Origin of the sequence: Desulfofundulus sp. TPOSR (assembly GCF_011393055.1) — a bacterium.
Taxonomy (GTDB): Bacteria; Bacillota; Desulfotomaculia; order Desulfotomaculales; family Desulfovirgulaceae; genus Desulfofundulus; species Desulfofundulus kuznetsovii.
Map to the genome: position 1 here is coordinate 254181 of NZ_JAAOEF010000002.1, position 18341 is coordinate 272521.

Below are 18341 nucleotides of genomic sequence, written 5' to 3' on the forward strand. Positions count from 1 at the left end.
GATTAACAGGAATTCCTTTGTGCCTCCTTATTTTCAACTGGCCCAGATTTTAGAGCAAAAAATCCTTTCGGGAGAGTTCAAACCGGGTGATTCCCTGCCGTCTGAAAACGATCTGGCCAAAGAGTACAATTTAAGCCGCATGACTGTCCGCAAGTGCCTCAATATACTCGCTGAAAGAGGGCTGATATCCGCCTACCGGGGTCGGGGTACCTTTGTCTCCCGGCCGGCCCTGGACCGGGCTGTATTCACTATTGAAGAGTATCACAAGGAGATGTCTCGCCGTGGTTTAAATCCGGAAGCCAGGTTAATCGCAGTCAAGGTGCTCAAAGCCTCAGCGGAAATCAGTGGAAAACTGGAGTTGAAGGCTAACGAGAGGGTTTTATACTTTTGCCGGCTCCTCCTGGCCGACAATGTGCCGATGGCCATTGAACGCAAATACATGCGCTTTAAAAAGGGGAGCCCCATACTGGAAAACGAGTTACAGTACAAGGCCTTTTCGGAAGTAATTTCAATGCATAACGAGGTGCTGCCGGTGCGCAGCCGTATGGTAATGCGACCGGCAGTGGTTGAAGAAGAAGATGCTCTCCTGCTTCAGGTCCCGGCTGGTTCGCCCGTCCTTTATCTTGAACAGTATTTGTACGCCAATGACGAAACGGTTGTTGGTTGGGGGGTTTTTATTTTCCGCGGGGATCGTTTTAGTTTAGTGTCAGAAGTTCGACCGCTGAAGGGGGTTGAGTAAATTGCCTTCCCTGGCCCAGGCAATCAGCGATCTGAATGAAAGCCTCGCAATGGAGTTGGTTAAACTCCGCCTGGATATGGGTGCCACACCCCTGGACATCGTAGAAGAGTGTAGAACTGGTATGATAGCGGTGGGAGAGCGCTACTCCAGGGGAGAATATTTCCTGGGAGACCTGGTTTTATCCGCAGAGATTTTTCATGAAATTATGCAGGTACTTGCTCCTGCACTTGATAAAAAAGTAACGCACAAACCCGCCGGAAAGATAGTATTCGGAACGGTTGAAGGCGACATTCATGACATTGGCAAAAATATCACCATCTCTTTGTTGCGCTGTCATGGCTTTGAAGTCTGGGACCTGGGGGTAAATGTACCTCCAGATAAGTTTATTCACTATCTGAAAGAAACAGGGGCAAGCATTCTTTGCCTGTCCATCCTGCTTTCTTCCTGTTTTGAAGCCCTGCAGCGCACAGTGAATTTAGTTCGCCTTTTTGACAGCCAGAGAAGGATTAAAGTTCTCATCGGAGGGATGGTTAATGAAAAGGTGCGGGAATATTCTGGGGCGGACGAGTGGGTGACCGACGCCCGCAAGGGTGTAACCATATGCCAGAAATGGATGGGAGTGTTGTAAATTGGGTGTTATTATCGAATTTGAACCTGTCGGCCTCCGGCTAGAGGCAGAAACCGGTCAGACTGTCATGCAGGCCGCACGGGCGATGTTTACCCCTGAGTCGGGCGGAATCAGCGCGCCTTGTGGCGGCAAGGGTCTTTGCGGGCGCTGCAGGGTGCGCCTGGTGGAGGGGGAATTTTCCTCACCCAATGAGGTTGAGGTGAGACTGCTCGGTAAAAAAGGTCTCGAGGAAGGTTACCGCCTGGCATGCCAGGCGGTAATAATTGGCCCGGCAAAGGTGGAGATTCCGCCGGAAGCTCTCACCGGACGCCAGAAGCTGCAGCTGGATGGAACAGATGCCGCTGTTGTTCCGGAACCCACGATTAAACGCTATAACATTCCCTTGAAAACCACGTCCGTTGATTACCCGTATTCAACCTGGCAGCAGGTGGAAGTCTTCCTGGCCCAAAATTACGGGTTGTCCGGCTTGCGTATAGATTCCGGGCTGATAGGCCGGGTTGAGGCTCTGGCCGGAGATGATCCGATAACAGTTTCTATCCGCGGCAGGGAGATAACCAACGCCTTTTTGACCGGCGGGATGAGAAAACCGGTTGGTTTGGCGGTGGACCTTGGAACCACCAAGATAGCCGGATTTTTAGTCGACCTGGAGACCGGTGCAACCCTGGCTGCCGAAGGCATTTTGAATCCGCAGATTGCTTACGGTGAAGATGTAATAAGCCGGCTGGCTTATGCCCTTGAAAAGGAAGAACAGTACAGCCTGATTACACAGGTGCTGAGGGAAGGCCTTGACCGGCTGCTGTACACTCTCTGTGGAGCAGCGGGTGTGGTTCCTGAAGATGTTGAAGAGGCTGTGATTGTGGGCAATACCGCCATGCATCATCTTTTGTTGAAGTTGCCGGTAAGCCAGCTGGCAAGGTCCCCCTATGTGCCGGCGGTAACGCTGCCGGTGGAAATTAAGGCACGCGACCTGGGCCTGGGTATGGCTTTCGGTGCTGTTGCCTACCTGGTACCGGCCGTTGCCGGCTTTGTGGGGGGAGACCATGTGGCCATGATCTTGAGCAGCCGCATACATGAGGCCCGTGGGGTAACCCTGGGCCTGGACATTGGCACCAACACCGAAATTGTACTTGCCCGGGACGGAGAAATGATTTCCTGTTCGTGCGCTTCCGGTCCGGCCTTTGAAGGAGCTCACATTCAGCAGGGAATGAGGGCGATTGACGGTGCCATCAGCAGGGTGGAAGTGGCTGAGGGAGGGCTGAAATTGCACTATGAGACCATCGGCAACAGTCCGCCTGTGGGAATTTGCGGGTCGGGTATACTGGACGCCGTGGCAGGACTGTACCGGGCAGGAGTGATAAACTATAACGGCCGGTTGGACGCCAATCATCCCCGGGTCAGGTTTAACGGCGAAAGGAAAGTTGCTGAATATGTTCTGGTACCGTCGGAGGAAAGCGGAGTTGACCGGGACATAGTAATTACCCAGAAGGACATCAGCGAAATACAGCTGGCAAAGGCTGCTATTGCCGCCGGAACAAAGGTTTTACTTGAGAAGGCCGGTTTGAAGGAGGAAGATATAGAAAGGGTGATCGTGGCCGGTGCTTTCGGGACCCACCTGCGGCTGGAAAGTGCCGTCGCCATCGGCATGCTGCCTGATCTGCCGTTGGAACGCATTCAACAGGTGGGTAACGCAGCAGGTGCCGGTGCCCGGATGATCCTTTTATCTGAAACCGAACGCCGGCGGGCGGAAGAAATTGCCCGTAATATTAAGTATGTAGAACTGGCGGCGATGCCGGAGTTCGGCGATAACTTTTTAGATCAGGTGAGGTTCCCCGAATAAAAAATAAATAATACAGTTATACGACCAGCCTGTATATCTTCTTTAACCTCTCCAGGCTGCGAATGTCGGGAAGTCCGCACGATGAGGCCAGTATCAGCTTACAGCTATTTTTTAGATCATTAATATATTGAAGCATTTCTGCCTCTTCGTTATCATCCGGGTCCGGCCCCATCAGCCACCCGGCCTTTATCCCTGAAAGAATGATCACATTTTCAGGCAATCTGCGGCACAGCTCCACCAGGTGCATGGCTTCGGGTTCCAGGGAATAAGCCGAATATCCCTCTTGGATCAAAGAGATAATTATCGATTCAATGTTACCATCGGAGTGAAACCCCATCAATTTATCGCCACTTATTGTATTTCTCAGCCTGCGATATAAGGGCAGGAGTATACTCCTGAACTGCTCGGGAGAAAAGTATAAGCCCTGCGTATAGGCTATATCATCGCATAAGAGTAAAAGATCGGCGCCGGCGTTATCAGCTGCCTCCAGCTCAGTTGCCGCCAGTGCCGTGTTTTTTTTCAATTGTTCTTCCAGGCGGTCCGGGTTATAAAACCATTTTATAACTTCCATAAAACCGTGTTCTCTAACAGTCCGCTCAAAGGGGCCGTCAACGGCAACTCCACAGACCAGGCCTAAGGCATGGGCTTTTTTTATGAGGAGGCTCATCTCCCCGGAATTGACAGGGAGACTTTGAACGGGGCTGGTGTAGCTAAAAAAACAAATATCGGCACCAATGCTTGTACTGAGAGTGATCAGGGACTCCTGCGTTTGTTCCAGGCCTAACTCTCTTAGTATTTCCCCGGAGATCCAGAGTTCTCCCCGGGGAATTTTTCTTTTTATTTTTTCAAGTATGCTGCTATAACATTCCATATAACATTCTCCCCGAACTGATTCTCTTTTCAGTTGGTACCTGTTCTGGGGCATAAACGATGTACGCAAAACGGCAGTCAAAAGTACATAAGGTGGAAAGCATGTAAAAAGGGTATTGTCCTCACGCTCTCGAATAAAGCCTTATGACTTCACTAAAAAGCAGGAGGGGTAGCTCCAGAGGTGTCAGCAGTGCCTTAACAACAAAATTATATCAGAATGTCTCTACAAGACGGAAGAATGAAATGTACAGCATCCTGTGCAAAATGTGTGTTTCTGCTGAACGGGACGGGGTGAGAAGGCTTGTTTGACATTTCAGCTTTAGACAGGGTAATTAAAGATACTCTTGCCGCCATGGAAAATGGAAGGAGCCAGATTTTCGAGATCGCGGAAGCCACGCAGATTGAATGCAACCGCATCCAGCAAGAGTTGCAGCAGGTGATGGAGGAACTGAGGAAGACCATCGACCAGGTGGATGATCTGGAAATAAGGGAGAAAAAGGCGCGCATTCACCTCATGGAAGTGAGCAGGGATTTCAAGCGCTACCGGGAGGAAGATATCAAAAGCGCCTACGAAACCGCCCAAAATTTACAACTCCGTTTACGTGACCTGCGCAATCAGGAAAAAATGCTCCGCTTCCGCCGGGATCAGCTGGAAATAAACTTAAGGCACATGAAAACCAGCCTGGCCAAAGTGGAAAGCACCCTTGCCCACCTGAGCACGGCCATTAACTACCTCAGCAACAACCTGCAGCAGGTGTCGCTGAAAATAGGGGAACTGCAGCAGCTCCACGATCTCGGGGTCAGCATCATCAGGGCCCAGGAAGAGGAACGCAAGCGCGTCGCCCGGGAAATACATGACGGACCCGCCCAAATGATGGCCAACATCGTCATGCGGGCAGAATTTTGTCTTAAACTATTAGAAATCGATCCCGCCAGGTTGAAGGAAGAGCTCAATGCCCTGCGGGAGCTCGTCCGGCAAAGCCTGCAGGACGTGCGCAAAATCATCTTTGACCTGCGGCCGATGGTACTGGACGACCTGGGGCTGGTGGCGGCCTTAAAGCGTTATGTGGCCGATTTTCGGGAGCAGTACGGAATAGCCGCCGAATTTTCCTTTTTTGGACAGGACCGGCGACTCCCCGTTTCTACGGAGGTAACGTTATTCCGGATTGTCCAGGAGTGCCTGAATAACGTGCGCAAGCACGCGGAAGCCCGCAGCGTGCTGATTAAAATGGAGGTCCTGCCGGAGAGGGTAAACCTTTTGGTCAGGGATGACGGGAAAGGCTTTGATCTTGAGGAAGTAAAAAATAGCAGCCGCCCGGAAGGTTACGGGCTGATCAATATCCGCGAAAGGGCGCAGCTTCTAAACGGTTCTGTACAAATCAACACGGCTCCGGGCAGGGGGACTGCGGTATATGTAACGGTTCCGCTGCAGGAATAGCTGGAAGTGTTTTTCTAATTTATATTTAATCCTTATAGTAGAAAAGGAGTGGGGGTGCACTTGGCGATCAAGGTTGTTATTGCGGATGACCACCCTTTGATCAGGGAGGGCTTGCGCAGGATTCTTTCGCTGGCGCCGGACGTGGTTATCGCCGGGGAAGCGGAAAGCGGGGAGCAGGCCGTAGAATTGACTCGCCGGACGGGGGCGGACGTTGTACTCCTCGACGTCAATATGCCCGGCATGAACGGTATTACCGCCTGCAAGTTGATTAAAGCGGAAATGCCCGACACCAAAGTTATCGCTTTGACCATCCACGACCAGGAAGAATATTTATTTGAGCTGATCCGGGCCGGGGTCTCGGCCTATCTGTTAAAGGACGTGAGCCCGGATAAATTGCTGGAAGCCATTTTGGGTGTAACCCGCGGGGAATCCTTTATTTCGCCCCGGCTGGCGGCGAAAGTTTTTCAGGAATTCAACCGCCGGACGGGGAAAGCGGGAAATATCCTGACCAACCGGGAGTTGGAGATTCTCCAGCTGCTCGCCCAGGGGGAAAGCAACAAAAGCATCGCCCAAAAACTTTTCATCAGCGAAAAGACGGTGAAAAACCACCTGACCAATATCTTTCAAAAGTTAAACGTTAATGATCGAACGCAGGCGGTGCTTTACGCCATCAAAAACAAGCTGGTGCAGGTGTGAAAGGGCTTTTCGCTCTTATTTTTTTGGGACTTTGGTCCTATGGAAATTAAGACCAAAATCACAACTTGAAATGAGACGCCTGTGCGATGTGTAAAAAGTCTACCGGTGGTAGAATCAGAAGAAAAAGAAAGGATGGTGTTTTTGCATGCGGAATTTAGTGACCCGTCTGGTGAAGGAAGAGAGCGGGCAGGGGATGGCCGAGTACGGGCTGATCCTGGCGCTGGTGGCCATTGCGGTGATGGGAGCTTTAATGGCTTTGTCGGGCGGCATCAATAAAATTTTACAAGATATTGGCGACACGCTTAAGAATCCCGCCGGTAGCGGCGGCTCGAGTACCTCGTAGTCACAATTGTACCGGAGTACAATGATGATTTCTTTTGACATTCTCGTGATCGCTCTCACGGCCATCTGCCTGTACACGGATCTGCGCTGGAACAAAATATACAATAAAGTGTTGTTGCCCTTTGCCCTCATCGGCGTCATCATGCAGCTATATTTTCATGGTCTTAAGGGCCTGGCGGAGGGGATGGCCGGTTTTTTGACCGGCCTGTTGCTTCTCTTGATCCCCTTTGCCGTACGCCAGATGGGGGCGGGAGATGTCAAGCTGCTGGCCACGATCGGGATGATTAAAGGGCCGCAATTTACCCTTCTGGTCTTTTTAGGCGCGGCGCTGGCCGGCGGCCTGATGTCCTGTGTTTTGCTGATCAGGCAGGGGCGCCTGCTTTCCTCCCTGCGGGCGATCGGATGCGCTGCCCTCCTTCGCCTTGCCCGGGTTCCCGCCCCGTACGCCTTAACTCCCCTGGAACAGGCCGCGCCGGGTGACGCGATTCCCTTCGGGGCCGCCATTTTTGCAGGCGTTTTTGCGGCCTATCTGTTTCCGTTTATTTTGAGGTGAGCTGCCGGATGTGGAAAAGGATTATCCGCTCTCAAAAAGGTCAGGCGATGGTGGAACTGGCCCTGTTGCTTCCGGTGTTGCTGTTGATTTTAGGGGGAATTATTGAATTCGGGCGCATTTTCCATGCTTATCTGGTGATCACCGGTGCCAGCCGCGAGGGTGCCCGGGTCGCCGTGGTGGGGGAAACTTACGATGGGGTGCGCGAGAAGGTAATCGCTTCTGCACCGTCGCTGGACGCCAATTCCCTGGATGTTTTGCTGGAACCCGAGAGTTACGGGCGGGGGGACATGCTCACAGTGACGGTGACTTATCCCGTGGACCTGGTCATTCCCCTGATCAGTGCGTTGCTGCCGGACCCCTTCACCATTAAAGCCGCTACCACGATGCGGGTGGAATGAAAGGAGCCTGCCGATGATTAAAAAAGCTCTTTCCCGGCTGGCGGCGGATGAAAGGGGCGGCGCTTTCGTTCTGGTTTCCCTGATGATGCTGGGCCTGCTCGGGTTTGCCGCCCTGGTCACCGATTTCGGCCTGTATAACTTAAACAAGCAGCGCCTGATTAACGCCGTGGACGCCGCGGCGCTGGCAGGAGCCGCGGAACTGTCTCCAGCCGGGAGCGGCGACGAAGCGGTCGCCAAAAGCTGCGCCGAGCAATACGCGCTGCAAAACGGGGCCGATCCCGCAGGGCTGACGGTTTCTATTTCCACCAGCCCGTCCGGGCTGAAGGTGGTTGAGGTAACCGCCGGGAAAGAAGTGGACTTCATCCTGGCCCGGCTGCTGGGGTATACATCCGGAAAAGTGCAGGCCGCCGCTTCTGCCGCCGTGGCGGGAGTTACCTCCTGCCGGGGGGTTGCCCCCTTGCTGGTGCCCAAACAGAACTTTCAATTTGGAAAAAGGTACACTTTAAAATACGGAGATCCCGCCTTTCCCGGAAATTTCGGCGCCCTGGCCCTGGGCGGCACCGGGGCGAGCACTTACCGGCAGAACTTGATTTATGGATACAGCGGCGAGATCGCGGTAGGAGACATGGTCACGACCGAGCCGGGTAACATGAGCGGTCCTACCGAGGGTATCGACGAGCGGCTGGCCCGCTGCAAAAACAACTGCACGGTGGACCATTTTGAGCCGGGCTGCCCGAAAATCCTGATTATTCCCGTTTACGATCCCGGCGGTACGCTCCACGGGAGAAGCCAGGTAAAAGTAGAGGGTTTTGCCGCCTTTTTGGTGGACCGGGCCGATTCAGAAAAAGACGAAATACACGGGTATTTTATTTGCACCACGGTGGAAGGAGAGGCGGATTTTTCCCGGCCTCCGGATACCGGCCTTTATGCGGTGAGATTGCTGGAGTAGCCCGGGCAGTGAACAGCGTGAAGGGGGGCTTTTCGCTTGTTGCGCGGGAAAGTTAACCTGTTCCTTATCCTGGCCGTGGTTTTTGGCCTTGTGGCAGCGTATGGAGTTTATACCTATCTTCAGCAGTTAAAGGCCACCTACCGGAGCACCGGTGATTTTCGACCGGTGGTCCTGGCCCGGGAAAAAATCCCGCCCCAGACAAAGATTACAGAAAATATGCTGGAGGTCAAGGAGATACCGTCTTCTTACATCCATAAGGAAGCGCTTGTGAAGCGGGAAGAAGTGGTGGGCAAAATTACCACCACCGTAATCTATCCCGGGGAGCAGATTTTGAAGACGAAAATAGCCGGACCCAAAGATCCTTCCCAGGGGTTGGCCTTTCTGGTCAGTCCCGGCAAAAGGGCGGCCACCATTGCCGTCAACGATGTTTCCGGCGTCGCCGGGCTCTTACGGCCCGGGGACAGGGTGGACGTGGCGGGTACGGTGGACGTGCCTTCAGGAGGCGCCAGGGAAACTGTTACTTCCCTGCTCATTCAAAATGTAAATGTTTTGGCCGTCAACCAGTCCGCGGACCCGAACCCGGTCAAAAACAACAATAAGTCCGTGCAGACTCAAACGGTTACTCTGGAGGTTACCCCGCAACAGGCACAGACGCTGATCCTGGCCGCCGAAAGGGGGTCCGTTCGCCTGCTGCTGCGTTCACCCGGCGATGGAGTTGAAGTGGCGCTTCCGTCTGCCCGGCTGGGAAATCTCGTACGCTAGCTTTCCTGATTCGGGAGGTGAGTTAATTTGGAGACGACCAGAGTTTTAATTGCCGACGACATTGCCGGCACCAGGGAGGACATTAAACGCCTTCTTTACTTCGAGGAAGATATCAAAGTAGTGGGGGAAGCCGCCGACGGGGAGGAAGCCCTGCGCCTCACCGAAACCCTGCAGCCGGATGTGGTTTTGATGGATATCAACATGCCCAGGATGGACGGTATCCAGGCGACGGAGCTGATCTCAATGCAGTTTCCGGAAGTTGCCGTGGTGATCATTTCCATCCAGGGGGAACAGGAATACCTGCGCAAGGCCATGGCTGCGGGGGCGCGTGATTACCTGGTCAAGCCCTTTAACAGCAGCGAGCTGGCCGAAACAATCCGCAGAGCAGGTGCTTTTCATAAGAAAAGGCAGGTTCATTTTAGCGGCGGGCAGGTTGCCGGCGCCACCCCGCAACCGGCCCGCATCCCCGGCAAAGTGGTCACTCTTTTCAGCACCAAAGGCGGTGTAGGGCGCACTACCCTGGCCTGCAACCTGGCCGTCGCCCTGGCCCAGGGGACGGGCCAAAAGGTGGTTCTGGTTGATCTGGATCTGGCGGGCGGGGACGCGGCGGTGCTCCTGAATATGCCCACCAAAGGAACCGTCACCGAAGTAATTCAGGAACCTGATTACACGGACCCCTCCCTTCTGGAGAGCTATCTTGCCCCCCACTTTTCGGGGATCAATGCTCTGCTGTCCCCAGCCGACCCGGAGCAGGCAGAAACGGTTACGGGAGCACAGGTGACGGCAATTTTGCAAACTTTAAAGAAAAGTTATGACTACGTGGTGGTGGATACTTGCGCTTACTTAAATGAGGTGGTTGTTGGCACCCTGGAAGCCGCCGATCAGGTTCTCGTCCTGGTTACCCAGGATCTGCCGGCCTTGAAACACGCGCGCCTGAACATCGATATTCTCGAACGCTTGAACTTTCATTCCAAAATAAAGCTCGTTTTGAACAAGACCCGCCCGGATGTGCTCAAACCAAGCGAGCTCGAAAAAAGCTTGAATTTTTCCCTCTGGCACGCCGTGCCTGACGAAGAGAAAATCGTCCTGCCCTCCATCAACAGGGGAATGCCCTTCGTTCTGGCCGAGGCGGGGAGCGCCATCAGCCAGAGCATATTTGAGCTGGCCGGGATGCTGTCGCACGGGGAGGAAGAAGCGGCCGGAAAAGGCAGGATTGTTCCGGAAAGCCGCGCCGATTATCGTGAGCGGAAGTCGCTGTTGGGCAAGTTTTTCAAAACATCCGCGAAAGCCGTTTCGTTAAGATAGAAGAGAGGTGATTGGGGTGTCCCTTTTTGCGAGGTTTGAGCAGAAGAACAGGAGAACTTTTGAACCCGGCGGAGCTGTACAGGCAAATAAAAGCACCCAGCCTGCCAGGCAGGCTTATTCCGCTCCCCCCAAAGACCCCTTCCAGGACCTTAAAATCGACCTGCACAAGAAAGTTATCGCCGAACTGGCGGAACTGCCCCAGGAGAAAAGAGACCGCCGCGAACCGGTGGCTGAAAGGATCGGGGACCTGGTCGGCAGATTGATTGATGAATCCGGGCGGCACGTCTCCCGTTCCGACCGCCAGCGGATCATCAATGAGATTATCGATGAAGCGATTGGTTTTGGCCCGATCACCTCCCTGTTGAAAGACCCGGAAGTTACGGAAATTATGGTCAACGGGCCGCATCAGGTCTACGTGGAGCGGGGGGGCAGGCTGGAGCTCACCCCCATTACTTTCCGGGACGACCAGCACGTCATGCACGTGATTGAAAAAATCGTGGCCCCTCTGGGGCGAAGAATAGACGAGAGCTCCCCCATGGTCGACGCCCGGTTGCCGGACGGCTCCCGGGTAAACGCCATTATTCCTCCCCTGGCCTTGAACGGGCCTACCATTACCATCCGGAAATTTTTTCAGGATCCGCTCACGGTGGAAAATCTGCTGTCGCTGGGCACCCTTACGGAAGAAATGGCCCTTTTCCTGGAAGCGTGTGTGCGTGCGCGCCTGAACATGATTGTCTCCGGAGGCACGGGAAGCGGGAAGACAAGCATGCTGAATATTCTCTCCTCTTTTATCCCGGCCGATGAGCGGATCATTACCATTGAGGACGCGGCCGAATTGCAGCTGCGCCAGGAGCATGTCGTCACCCTGGAAAGCCGTCCCGCGAATATGGAAGGGCGGGGGGAGGTAACCATCCGGGACCTGGTGCGCAACGCTTTGCGGATGCGCCCGGACCGCATCATCGTGGGTGAGGTGCGCAGCGGCGAAGCGCTGGACATGCTGCAGGCCATGAACACGGGGCATGACGGCTCTTTGACCACCGGGCACGCCAATTCCCCCCGGGACATTCTTTCGCGCCTGGAAACCATGGTGCTGATGGCGGGGGTGGACTTGCCCGTGCGTGCCATCAGGGAACAGATTTCCTCGGCCCTCGATGTGATCGTGCACATGGCGCGCCTTAAGGACGGGTCCCGAAAAGTCACCCACATTACGGAAGTACAGGGGATGGAAGGGGACGTGATCGTCCTCCAGGATCTTTTTCTTTTCGAGCAGACGGGCGTGGACGGCAACGGAAAAATACTCGGCCGGTTCCGGGCCACCGGGATCAGGCCGAAATTTACAGACCGCCTGGAAGTGTGCGGGATCGAGCTGCCGCCGAATATATTCTGGCTGCGCTAAAGGAGTGGGTGGCGTGGATTTAAAGGTTATTGCCCTTTTTACTTTTCTGGCCGTAGCGTTGTTTGCGCCGGGGCTGCAGCAACTCATCCTGACCCGGAAGAAGTTTATCACCGACCGGCTAAAAGAACTGGCCGGGCGGGGAGGCCCGGACGGAAACGGCCGGATGGAAAAGATTAATCAAGACCTGCGCCATAACTTCTTTAAATCGCTGCTCGCCCACGCGGGCCGGTTGTCCCCGCGGGTGTTGAGTATGGCCGCGGACAGGCGGCTGGCCGAAGCTGATCTGCCTTTCAAAGGAGAAGAATTTGTCGCCCTGGCCGCGTTTTGCGCGGCCGGGGGAGGTGTTATCGCTGTTGCGCTGACCGGGCGCCCGGAGCTGGCCGTGATGGCTGCGCTGGCCGCCGGGGCGGCGCCTTTCTGGCTGGTAAAGGCAATCGCCAGAAGACGGGTGATGCTTTTTAACGGTCAGATTGCCGATACTCTTTTAATCATGGCCAACTCTTTGCGCGCCGGCTTTAGTTTTATGCAGGCCATCGAAGTGGTCCAGCGGGAGATGCCGCCGCCCATCGGGCGGGAATTTGGACGCACCTTTCGGGAGTTGAGCTTGGGCACGCCGGTGGAGGAGGCGTTGACCAGCCTGGTCAAAAGAGTGAAAAGCGAAGACCTGTCCCTGGTGGTTACCGCCGTGCTCATCCAGCGGCAGGTGGGAGGGAACCTGGCCGAGGTGCTGGATAAGATTGCCCGGACCATCCAGGAAAGGGTGCGTATTCAGGGGGAAATCCGTGCTCTGACCGCCCAGGGACGCCTTTCCGGAACAATCATCAGTGTGTTGCCCGTATTCCTGGTTGCTGTCATGCTGCTCATCAATCCCGGGTATATCAGTGTCCTGTTTACCCATCCCACCGGGCGAATGATGCTGGGCGCGGCGGTGCTGGCCGAGCTGTTGGGATGGATTTTAATTAAAAGGATCGTCCGCATAAGCGTTTGACAGGAAGGGGTTGTTTATTGATGATCCTTTCAGCGGCCGCGTTTTTTCTGGCTATTGCATTTTTTCTTCTGGGCCTTTACCAAGCCCTTTGGGGGGAGCGCTTGCAAATTTCCCAAAGGGTGGAGGAAGTGTTGGGAGCTCCCGCCTTATCTTTCCGGGAACAGGAATTAAAGGCGCCCTTTTTGCAAAGGGTGGTCCGGCCGGTTTTAAGAAAGATGATTGGCCTGGCCGGTGTTTTCATCCCGGCCGAGAAAACTGCCGTTCTGGAAGAGAAACTGAACCGGGCGGGGAGGCCGGGCGGTTTGAGCGCCGGCGAGTACGCCTTGCTCAAGTACTTTACCGCCGGAGCGGCCGGGGTATTTTCCTTTTTCTTTTCCGGAACGGTCCACCTGGAGCCGGTTCAAACCTGCCTGTTGTCCTTCCTGGGCGTTCTGCTGGGCTGGCACCTGCCGAACTTTTATCTTGAGGCCCGGATCCGGGACCGCGCCGAACTGATCAGAAAAGAGCTTCCGGATGTGCTGGACCTGTTGACCGTAAGCGTGGAAGCGGGGCTGGGCTTTGACGGCGCCCTTTTGAAGGTGGCGGAGAAAAAGAAAGGCCTGCTGGCCAAAGAGTTTTCGCAAATACTGCGGGAAATAAACATGGGCAAGCCGCGGCGTGAAGCCCTCCGGGATGCAGCCGAAAGGCTGGGGGTGGACGAGTTTTCCTCCTTTGCCGGCTCCATCATTGTCGCCGACCGGTTGGGGATCAGTATTGGCAACGTGCTGCGCGCGCAGTCGGCACAAATGAGAAACAAGAGGCGCCAGCGGGCCGAAGAAAGAGCGATGAAGGCGCCGGTGAAAATGCTTTTCCCCATGGTGTTTTTTATATTTCCCGCCGTATTCCTGGTTCTCCTGGGGCCGGCGGTGATCAAAATCAGTAAGGTTTTTACCAGGTGAGGTTTTACAGGGATGCGTTTGATTAATTTAACCCGCAACGCATTGCTGGCCCAGAATGTGCGGGTGGCGGCAAACTTCTGGTCACGGTTGAAGGGGCTTATGGGCAGGCGGAAGATGGAACCCGGCGAGGCTCTTGTTCTGGAAAAATGCCGGGCCGTCCACACCTGCTTTCTGCGTTTCCATATTGATGTGGCTTTCCTGGATGAAAAAGGGACGGTGCTCAAAACCCTGGTCAATCTGCCTCCTTACCGGTTCACCATGCCGGTGCCCGGGGCGCGCCGGGTGGTTGAGCTGCCCGCGGGCGTTCTCTTGAAAACCGGCACAGTACCGGGAGACACACTCAGTTTTTCTGAAAAAGAGGTGATTCGCAATGAAAAACACGGGGCGCAGAATTTCCATTGCCACTAAAATAAGCATTTACTTTGGCCTGTTAATTTCTTTTCTAATCATTACGGTGGGTTGTTCTACTTACATCCGTATCCAGCAAATCATGGAGCTTCAAATAAAGGAGAAAGGCGAGGCCGTTGCCTCCGCTGTTACCGCCCTGGCGGCCGAGCGGCTGCAGGCCGGCGACCCGCAGCTATTAAACAAGCTCTTTTCCGACCTGAAGGCAAATGAAGATATCGGGGAAGCGGCCATCGTTAATTCCGGCGGGAAAATAGTTGCTCATACCAATACCCTTTTGATTGGCAGAACTGTTTCCGGGGGCTCTCCGGAAGGAATCTTTCAAAAAAGCGTTTCCCCCGGTCCGGTGATCAGCGCTCCGGTAAGAACTGCCGAAGGCAGTTTGCTGGGCTACTTTTACATCCAGATGGATCAGGAACGAACAAAAAAATACATGCGCAACCTGGCCCTGACCATGGTTTTTGTTTTGCTGGCGGCGTTGTATGCTGGGATCATGCTGGCACACATCATCAGCAAACGTGTTTTACGCCTGCCCATTAATGATTTAATGGAAGCCACCCGGCATATCGCCACCGGCAATTTCGCCTATAAAGTCCCGGTACGCAAGCAGGACGAGCTGGGCAACCTGGCCCAGGCGTTTAACACCATGACCGTCTACCTGACCAATCTTTTCCGGACGGTCCAGCTGAGCACCATGGAGATGGCCAAAAACAGCCAGCTTATTTTGGCCCGCACGGAAAGCTACTGTTCCACCGCCGGGAAAGATCAGAAAGAGATGGCGGAGCTGGCGGAAATAAACAATGCAGCCCGCCGGCTGGCCCGGGTGGTGGACAGGTTGAACAGCCTTTCTCTGCAATTTAAGATTACAAATTGATGGCTGCCGGCGATTTAACCCGGCAAATTCCGGTTTCCGGGCAGGATGAACTGGCCCGCTTGACGGAAGTCTTTAATGACGGCGGCCAAACTGCGCGGCAATTGAGGCAGCCCGGGCCGGGGATTACAGGCGCGGTTTTGCCGTGGTGGCCGAAGAAGTGCACCAGTTGACCGAAGGGTCGGTCCGGGCGGTGGGGGAAATAGCCAGGTAAATGTTGTATTAATTTTCCCCGCCGGGAGAAAATAATGGCCAGGGGGAAATTTGCAATGTACGACCTGGTCATTATCGGGATGGGCCCGGCAGGGTTAACGGCGGCCGTATATGCGGCCCGCAAAAAGCTGTCTACCCTCTTAGTTGGAAAACAGTATGGAGGCCAGATGGCCTGGGCTTCGGGAGTAGAAAACTATATCGGTTTTCAATATATTACCGGTGCCGAATTGCTGTCTAAATTTGAAGATCATGTAAAGCAATACCCCGTTAAGCGGGTCGAAGCCGAAGTGGTTAAACTAACCCGGGATAACGGTCATTTTATCACCCGCACTGCCGGCGGCGAGGAGTTTTACTCGCGGGCGGTGATTGTAGCTTCCGGCAAGGCTCCCCGCCGGCTCAATGCGCCCGGTGAAAGGGAGTTGACGGGCCGGGGGGTCAGCTACTGCGCGGTTTGCGATGCCCCCCTTTTTGCCGGTATGGACGTGGCTGTGGTGGGCGGCGGCAACTCGGCCCTTACGGCGGCTTACGATTTGATCAAAATAGCCAAACAGGTCTACGTTGTCTCCCTGGTGGAATGGACGGCCGACCCCATTCTCGTCGATAAAGTGAAAAACGCGCCGAATCTGACCAAGCTGGTGGGGTACGAAACGGTGCGCATCGAAGGAAACGAAAGGGTGACGGGCATCACTTTGCGCTCCCTGGATGGGCGAAAAGAAGAGAAAAAAATACCCGTGCAGGGGGTATTTATCGAAATTGGCACCGTACCCAGCACACATTTTGTCGAAGGTCTGCTGGAGCTGAACGAGAAGGGGGAGATCAAGGTCGACTGCGACTGCAGCACCTCCGTGCCCGGTGCCTTTGCAGCCGGGGATGTGAGCAGCATTCCGGAAAAACAGATTATCGTTGCTGCCGGGGAAGGGGCCAAGGCCGCCCTGGGGGCCTACCGTTATTTGCTCAATCAATAGTAAGTAGTCCGCCAACGGTAAGCCGTAAAGTGCCGATGGCTGTTGGGCTGGCCCCTTTCTGGGCAAAAAACCGGGCGGTTCCCGTTGTGCCTCCATGGGATGGGATGGCTTTTCCGGTCTTAATTGGTCAGACTCTGGATGGGGGCGGGGATGCGGCCTCCCCGGCGCACAAAGTTGTCCGCGGAAAAGGGATGCACCGCCATTACGGGCGCTTCTCCTAAGAGCCCGCCAAAGGTGACTTTATCCCCCACCTTTTTGCCCGGGGCGGGAATGATTCTGACGGCGGTGGTTTTATTGTTGATCACACCAATGGCCACCTCGTCGGCAATAATGGCGGCGATGGTTTCCGCACTGGTATCCCCGGGAACGGCAATCATGTCCAGGCCCACCGAACAAACGCAGGTCATGGCCTCCAGCTTGTCCAGGGAAAGGGCTCCCCCCTCCACCGCCCGGATCATCCCCGCGTCTTCGCTGACCGGGATAAAGGCCCCCGACAATCCGCCTACGTAGGAAGAGGCCATGGCCCCTCCTTTTTTAACGGCATCGTTTAACAGGGCCAGGGCGGCAGTGGTGCCGTGGGTGCCGCAACGTTCCAGGCCCATGGCTTCCAGGATCTCCGCCACGCTGTCCCCCACTGCCGGGGTGGGGGCCAGGGACAGGTCTACAATGCCGAAGGGCACACCCAGCCGTTCCGCCGCCAGCCGGCCAACCAGCTCCCCCATCCGGGTAATTTTAAAAGCCGTCTTTTTCACTGTTTCCGCCAGTGTTCCGAAATCCGCATTGCCCACCCGGGCGACGGCGTTTTTAACCACTCCCGGTCCGGACACCCCTACATTGATGGTACATTCGGGCTCCCCGACTCCATGAAAGGCGCCGGCCATAAAGGGGTTGTCCTCGGGGACGTTGCTGAAAACCACCAGTTTGGCACAGCCCAAACCGCCCTGTTCCGCCGTCCGCGCGGCGGTTTCTTTAATCACCCGGCCCATCAGGTAAACGGCATCCATATTTATGCCCGCCCTGGTGGTAGCCACGTTTACCGAGGCGCAGACCCTTCCGGTGCCGGCCAGGGCGGCGGGGATGGAAGTAATCAATATCCGGTCCCCGCCGGTAAAACCTTTGTGTACCAGGGCAGAAAAGCCGCCGATAAAGTTTACCCCTACGGCGGCCGCGGCGGCATCCAGGGTAAGGGCGTATTCCACGTAATCTTCCTGACGGCTGCATTCGGCAATCAGGGAAATGGGGGTGACGGAGATCCGTTTGTGTACGATGGGAATGCCGTATTCCCGGCTGATTTCTTCTCCCACCGCAACCAGCCTGCTGGCCAGGCGGGTGATTTTATCGTAGATTTTCCGGCATGCCCTCTTGGGATCCGGGTCCGCGCAGTCCCGCAGGCTGATGCCCATGGTAATGGTGCGAATGTCCAGGTTTTCCTCCTGGACCATCTTGATGGTTTCCATGATTTCTGCCAGGGTAAGCATGGTATTTGTTTCTCCTTTGTATTCCTAAGTTTAGGTTAGATTCTATGCATGAAGCGGAAGGCGTCCTCGTGCTGGGCGTCGATGCGCACCCCCAGTTCGGACCCTTTTGCCGCCAGGCGTTCTTTTAAAGTGCTCAGGTCGATGCGACTTTTTTCCATGTCGGCAATCATGATCATGGCCAGAAATTCCTGCAATATGGTCTGGCTGATGTCCAGGATATTGATGTTGTTTTCGGCCAGCACCTGGGCCACCCCGGCGATAATGCCCACCCGGTCGGGCCCCAGGACGGTGACGATAATCCGGTTTTTCTTTGGTTCCTGTGCACACATATGGACTTCTTCCTTTCTGTAGGCTCGGCAAATAACTATTCGCTTTAAAAGTGTGGAACTCCTGCCGGTAACGTAGCCTTTAAAACATACCGCCTGCGGACCAGTTAAACAGCTCTCCGCGCAAGGTGTTTGTATAGTTTTTTAAACAGTTGACGAAATCAAGTTTTGGTGAATAAAAAGATTGACACCTGGCCTTTGGCAGGTGTAAAATGGGGAAAACAAGGAAAAATTGTTTTCTCGG

At 54.8% G+C, this 18341-nt stretch carries 22 protein-coding genes; 19 read left to right on the forward strand and 3 right to left on the reverse strand.

Going from position 1 to position 18341, the window contains the following annotated elements; all coding sequences use genetic code 11:
• The first annotated feature begins 19 nt into the window (after positions 1-19).
• Genes G7K71_RS09750 through G7K71_RS09760 form a run of 3 tightly spaced genes read left to right on the forward strand, consistent with a single transcriptional unit; the run spans position 20 to position 3204 of the window.
• A complete protein-coding gene (locus G7K71_RS09750; protein WP_313884948.1) occupies positions 20-739 on the forward strand; it encodes a GntR family transcriptional regulator in 720 nt (239 codons plus the stop codon).
• On the forward strand, positions 732-1367 hold the full coding sequence (locus G7K71_RS09755; protein ID WP_243174808.1) for a B12-binding domain-containing protein: 636 nt from the start codon (positions 732-734) through the stop codon (positions 1365-1367). Before G7K71_RS09750 ends, G7K71_RS09755 begins: the two co-directional genes overlap by 8 nt.
• A 1-nt stretch (position 1368) precedes the next feature.
• Positions 1369-3204 (forward strand): ASKHA domain-containing protein, encoded by a 1836-nt coding sequence (locus tag G7K71_RS09760; RefSeq protein WP_166345778.1) that lies wholly within the window; start codon positions 1369-1371, stop codon positions 3202-3204.
• A 16-nt stretch (positions 3205-3220) separates the two neighbouring features.
• Here the strand turns inward: G7K71_RS09760 and G7K71_RS09765 are convergent, their stop codons facing one another.
• On the reverse strand, positions 3221-4075 hold the full coding sequence (locus tag G7K71_RS09765; protein ID WP_166345781.1) for a uroporphyrinogen decarboxylase family protein: 855 nt from the start codon (positions 4073-4075) through the stop codon (positions 3221-3223).
• Between the two features lie 300 nt (positions 4076-4375).
• Between G7K71_RS09765 and G7K71_RS09770 the strand changes: the two genes are divergently transcribed.
• The 16 genes from G7K71_RS09770 to G7K71_RS09840 all read left to right on the forward strand — a co-directional run bounded on the left by G7K71_RS09770 (position 4376) and on the right by G7K71_RS09840 (position 16293).
• Positions 4376-5512, forward strand: a complete 1137-nt coding sequence (locus G7K71_RS09770; RefSeq protein WP_013823739.1) for a sensor histidine kinase — start codon at positions 4376-4378, stop codon at positions 5510-5512.
• 54 nt (positions 5513-5566) lie between these two features.
• Entirely contained in the window at positions 5567-6208 is a 642-nt protein-coding gene (locus tag G7K71_RS09775) for a response regulator transcription factor (protein ID WP_166345784.1), read from the forward strand.
• 145 nt (positions 6209-6353) lie between these two features.
• Positions 6354-6551, forward strand: a complete 198-nt coding sequence (locus G7K71_RS09780) for a Flp family type IVb pilin (RefSeq protein ID WP_166345787.1) — start codon at positions 6354-6356, stop codon at positions 6549-6551.
• A 21-nt stretch (positions 6552-6572) separates the two neighbouring features.
• Positions 6573-7103: a prepilin peptidase gene (locus G7K71_RS09785; RefSeq protein ID WP_166345790.1), complete on the forward strand. Its 531-nt coding sequence runs from the start codon at positions 6573-6575 to the stop codon at positions 7101-7103.
• Between the two features lie 8 nt (positions 7104-7111).
• Entirely contained in the window at positions 7112-7501 is a 390-nt protein-coding gene (locus G7K71_RS09790; RefSeq protein WP_166345793.1) for a TadE/TadG family type IV pilus assembly protein, read from the forward strand.
• Positions 7502-7514: 13 nt separating this feature from the next.
• Positions 7515-8450: a TadE/TadG family type IV pilus assembly protein gene (locus tag G7K71_RS09795; RefSeq protein ID WP_166345796.1), complete on the forward strand. Its 936-nt coding sequence runs from the start codon at positions 7515-7517 to the stop codon at positions 8448-8450.
• A gap of 36 nt (positions 8451-8486) precedes the next feature.
• A complete protein-coding gene (gene cpaB / locus G7K71_RS09800) occupies positions 8487-9212 on the forward strand; it encodes a Flp pilus assembly protein CpaB (RefSeq protein WP_013823733.1) in 726 nt (241 codons plus the stop codon).
• A gap of 27 nt (positions 9213-9239) precedes the next feature.
• Complete coding sequence (locus tag G7K71_RS09805) at positions 9240-10517, forward strand: CpaE family protein (protein ID WP_166345799.1); 1278 nt, start codon at positions 9240-9242, stop codon at positions 10515-10517.
• A gap of 16 nt (positions 10518-10533) precedes the next feature.
• Positions 10534-11913, forward strand: a complete 1380-nt coding sequence (locus tag G7K71_RS09810) for a CpaF family protein (protein WP_166345802.1) — start codon at positions 10534-10536, stop codon at positions 11911-11913.
• Between the two features lie 13 nt (positions 11914-11926).
• On the forward strand, positions 11927-12901 hold the full coding sequence (locus G7K71_RS09815; protein WP_166345805.1) for a type II secretion system F family protein: 975 nt from the start codon (positions 11927-11929) through the stop codon (positions 12899-12901).
• A gap of 101 nt (positions 12902-13002) precedes the next feature.
• The gene (locus G7K71_RS09820) at positions 13003-13839 is read left to right on the forward strand and encodes a type II secretion system F family protein (protein ID WP_243174810.1); all 837 of its coding nucleotides are present in this window, start codon (positions 13003-13005) and stop codon (positions 13837-13839) included.
• Positions 13840-13851: 12 nt separating this feature from the next.
• Positions 13852-14247 (forward strand): DUF192 domain-containing protein, encoded by a 396-nt coding sequence (locus G7K71_RS09825; protein WP_166345810.1) that lies wholly within the window; start codon positions 13852-13854, stop codon positions 14245-14247.
• A complete protein-coding gene (locus G7K71_RS09830) occupies positions 14210-15118 on the forward strand; it encodes a HAMP domain-containing protein (RefSeq protein WP_166345813.1) in 909 nt (302 codons plus the stop codon). The genes G7K71_RS09825 and G7K71_RS09830 overlap by 38 nt, the downstream gene beginning before the upstream one ends.
• Positions 15118-15288, forward strand: coding sequence for a HAMP domain-containing protein (locus tag G7K71_RS20235; protein ID WP_353928532.1), 171 nt, complete (start codon positions 15118-15120; stop codon positions 15286-15288). The genes G7K71_RS09830 and G7K71_RS20235 overlap by 1 nt, the downstream gene beginning before the upstream one ends.
• On the forward strand, positions 15264-15329 hold the full coding sequence (locus G7K71_RS20240; protein ID WP_395858275.1) for a hypothetical protein: 66 nt from the start codon (positions 15264-15266) through the stop codon (positions 15327-15329). Before G7K71_RS20235 ends, G7K71_RS20240 begins: the two co-directional genes overlap by 25 nt.
• 55 nt (positions 15330-15384) lie before the next feature.
• Complete coding sequence (locus tag G7K71_RS09840; protein ID WP_166345816.1) at positions 15385-16293, forward strand: NAD(P)/FAD-dependent oxidoreductase; 909 nt, start codon at positions 15385-15387, stop codon at positions 16291-16293.
• Positions 16294-16412: 119 nt separating this feature from the next.
• Here the strand turns inward: G7K71_RS09840 and G7K71_RS09845 are convergent, their stop codons facing one another.
• Together G7K71_RS09845 and G7K71_RS09850 are read right to left on the reverse strand one after the other, a co-directional pair.
• Entirely contained in the window at positions 16413-17771 is a 1359-nt protein-coding gene (locus tag G7K71_RS09845) for a PFL family protein (RefSeq protein ID WP_166345819.1), read from the reverse strand.
• 35 nt (positions 17772-17806) lie between these two features.
• Entirely contained in the window at positions 17807-18100 is a 294-nt protein-coding gene (locus tag G7K71_RS09850) for an ACT domain-containing protein (RefSeq protein ID WP_166345822.1), read from the reverse strand.
• Between the last annotated feature and the right edge of the window lie 241 nt (positions 18101-18341).

Coding starts and splice junctions, on each gene's coding strand:
- G7K71_RS09785 (WP_166345790.1), top strand. CDS start 6,573: ATGATGATTTCTTTTGACATTCTCGTGATCGCTCTCACGGCCATCTGC.
- G7K71_RS09825 (WP_166345810.1), top strand. CDS start 13,852: ATGCGTTTGATTAATTTAACCCGCAACGCATTGCTGGCCCAGAATGTG.
- G7K71_RS09830 (WP_166345813.1), top strand. CDS start 14,210: ATGAAAAACACGGGGCGCAGAATTTCCATTGCCACTAAAATAAGCATT.
- G7K71_RS20235 (WP_353928532.1), top strand. CDS start 15,118: ATGGCTGCCGGCGATTTAACCCGGCAAATTCCGGTTTCCGGGCAGGAT.
- G7K71_RS09795 (WP_166345796.1), top strand. CDS start 7,515: ATGATTAAAAAAGCTCTTTCCCGGCTGGCGGCGGATGAAAGGGGCGGC.
- G7K71_RS09765 (WP_166345781.1), bottom strand. CDS start 4,075: ATGGAATGTTATAGCAGCATACTTGAAAAAATAAAAAGAAAAATTCCC.
- G7K71_RS09850 (WP_166345822.1), bottom strand. CDS start 18,100: ATGTGTGCACAGGAACCAAAGAAAAACCGGATTATCGTCACCGTCCTG.
- G7K71_RS09780 (WP_166345787.1), top strand. CDS start 6,354: ATGCGGAATTTAGTGACCCGTCTGGTGAAGGAAGAGAGCGGGCAGGGG.
- G7K71_RS09840 (WP_166345816.1), top strand. CDS start 15,385: ATGTACGACCTGGTCATTATCGGGATGGGCCCGGCAGGGTTAACGGCG.
- G7K71_RS09845 (WP_166345819.1), bottom strand. CDS start 17,771: ATGCTTACCCTGGCAGAAATCATGGAAACCATCAAGATGGTCCAGGAG.
- G7K71_RS09790 (WP_166345793.1), top strand. CDS start 7,112: ATGTGGAAAAGGATTATCCGCTCTCAAAAAGGTCAGGCGATGGTGGAA.